At 56.2% G+C, this 2143-nt stretch carries 1 protein-coding gene; it reads left to right on the top strand.

Going from position 1 to position 2143, the window contains the following annotated elements; translation table 11 throughout:
• Positions 1 to 347: 347 nt before the first annotated feature.
• The coding region (locus tag AB7E65_RS02840) for a TonB-dependent receptor plug domain-containing protein (RefSeq protein ID WP_428745230.1) at positions 348 to 2143 on the top strand (1796 nt) is incomplete at its 3' end.

Here is a 2143-nt window from a genome sequence, read left to right as displayed (position 1 = left end):
TACTTGTATTGCGTTATTCAAGTTGCTATACAGCGAGAACTGGGAGATTTTTTGCGAGGGCTTGCGGTCGCTCCACCTCCCCGGGGCGGCCGCAGGTTTGCTTCCATTCTTCCACACTCATGACTTATTCAATGCTATGACGATCTGAATTCTCTCCCTTGGCTGTTAGACACCGTTGGATTTGGCATTATCGATGCTTATCGTTATGTATTGACCGTGACAACCAAAAATTAACTCCCAGGGATTTGTCGCTTGGCGCGGAGCCAGCGTTCCTCGGGATATTTCCATGTGCTGCATTTCGACTGAAAAGCGTTTGAAGCATTTTCAGCATCTTACAAGGAGGAGTTATGAGAAAAAGTCGAGTCTGGATGGCGGCTTGGGTGCTATCCGTCTGCCTGATGCCGCTTTTCCCGGCGGCGGCGGAAACGGTCGCCAGCGATGAGGTGTTTACTCTCGGTGAGGTTATTGTCAGCGGCGAGGAGCAGGTCGTCAACCTGGCGACGACGGTCACCGAAGTCACCGCGGAGGACATCAAGCAGCGCGGTGCGCAGACCGTGGCCGAGGCCCTTGAGCAGCTGCCGGGCGTGGATGTGCAAAAAGGGGGTAAATCGCAGAACTACGTGAGCATCCGCGGCTTTGACCAGAGCGACGTCAAGGTGCTGGTCGACGGCGTGCCGGTTCATGAACAGTACTACCGGACCCTCGACCTCGACCAGATTCCCGTCGATTCAATCGCTAAAATAACGGTCACCAAAGGTGCGTCCTCGGTGCTGTACGGTTCCAATACCATGGGCGGGGTTATCAACATCATCACCAAAAAAGCGGGCGCCAAGCCAAGTGCGACCGTTTCCGGGGCCTGGGGCGATTACGGAACGGAGCGTTACAGTGCCAGCGTCAGCGGGCCGGCCGGCAAGTTCAACTACTGGTTGGGCTATACCTACCGCCATTCCAACGGCTGGCGCCTGTCCGATGATTACGACGAGGACTACTGGGCGGCTCAATACAGCACCTACACCAAGGATGACGGCGGCCTGCGGGACGACAGCGGCTATCTCCAGCATACCTTCAACACCAAGTTCGGCTTTGAGCCGAACAATGATACCAAGCTGTACCTCACCTTCGATTACCACGACAACGAAAAAGGCATCCCTTCCGACGGCTGGTATTTTGACGAGTGGCGCCAATGGCAGATCAGCCTGGTCGGCGAACACCGCTTCAATGACATGCTGCGCGTCAAGGCGCGCGGCTTTTACGTCGATCACAAGGACACCCTGCTGGAAACGGAGTGGGATGACCGTGATTGGTTTTATAAATCCAGCTATGACGGCTACTCCGTTGGTGGCGAGCTGCAGGCCTTCATGGATTTCGGCAAGTGGAGCTTTCTCAAAGTCGGCGTGAGCTATCTGAGGGACAATACCAAACAGGAGGAGATTCTGGCGCCGGGTGGCTCCTGGGAAGATGCCGGTGAATACGAGTCCGACACCTACTCCTTCGGTGTGGAGGATGAAATCAGGGTCAGCGACTGGCTGGCATTCACGGTCGGCGCCAGCTACGACTATTTCGATCCCCGCAAGGCCAGCGGCCAGCCGGTACCTGACAGCGTCGACGCCTTCAACCCGCAGCTTGGCGTAATCGTCAACCTTACCGACAGCACCATGCTGCACGGCTCGGTCGGCAAAAAGATCCGTTTCCCGCATCTCAAGGAACTTTTCAGTGAATCCGTCGGCGGCAATCCGGATCTCGATCCCCAGGAAACCATCGCCTATGAAGTTGGCGTAAGTCATGCCTTCAACGATGCGGTCAGCGGCTCGGTGGCTTTTTTCTATAACGACATCAAGGACCTGATCGTGCGGGATTACCTGGCCGGGTATGACGACAGGGTCTACTACAACGTCGGCAAGGCCAACATCCTGGGCGTGGAATTCTCTCTGGGCGCCGATATCACCGAGCGCTTCTGGGTTGGGGTCAACTATACTTATCTCAATACCGAAGACGAAGAGCTGGATCGCGAACTGGCCGAACGCGCCCGTCACCGCGCCAACCTCGACATGCGTTACCGCTTCCCCTTCGGCCTGGCGGTCTCGACGCAGCTGTCCTATGTAAATCGCTACTACTATGAGAAAGAGGTCGCCCGCAGGACCTA

Source organism: Syntrophotalea sp., from assembly GCF_050253115.1.
Taxonomy (GTDB): domain Bacteria; phylum Desulfobacterota; class Desulfuromonadia; order Desulfuromonadales; family Syntrophotaleaceae; genus Syntrophotalea; species Syntrophotalea acetylenica.
This window is presented reverse-complemented; position numbering and strand designations above follow the sequence as displayed.